The sequence below is a fragment of the Streptomyces sp. NRRL B-1140 genome, assembly GCF_001280065.1.
Taxonomy (GTDB): Bacteria; Actinomycetota; Actinomycetes; order Streptomycetales; family Streptomycetaceae; genus Streptomyces.
Window position 1 is genome coordinate 1 of sequence record NZ_LGEA01000004.1, and the last position, 465, is coordinate 465.

Genomic DNA, 465 nt, shown 5'->3' on the forward strand with positions numbered 1-465 from the left:
CACTGGCTGGTGGAGCAGGGCGCGGGTCCGGAGCGGCTGGTCGCGGTGAAGATCCCGCGGTCGGTGGACCTCCTGGTCGCGATCTACGCGGTGGTGAAGTCCGGTGCCGCGTATCTGCCGATCGATCCGGAGCTGCCCGAGGACCGGGTGCGGCACGTGCTGGACAGTGCGAAGCCGCTGTTGGTCCTCGACGAGGAACTGCCGGATGTCACCGGCTACTCGGACGCCGATCCGGAGCGGGTTCTGTCGCCGGACCACGCGGCGTATGTCATCTTCACCTCCGGTTCCACGGGTGGACCGAAGGGTGTGCAGGTGGCGCACCGGTCGATCATGAACCGGCTGGCGTGGGGTCTGGCGCACTTCGGCGTGGGTGCCGAGGACCGGGTGCTGCTGAGCACGACGGCGAGTTTCGACGTGTCGGTGCCGGAGCTGTTCGCGCCGCTGCAGGTCGGCGCCGCGATCGTG

At 69.2% G+C, this 465-nt stretch carries 1 protein-coding gene; it reads left to right on the forward strand.

The window, feature by feature from the left end:
* Nucleotides 1-465, forward strand: a 465-nt coding sequence (locus ADK65_RS02920; RefSeq protein WP_159038706.1) for an AMP-binding protein, incomplete at both ends; no start/stop codon positions are given.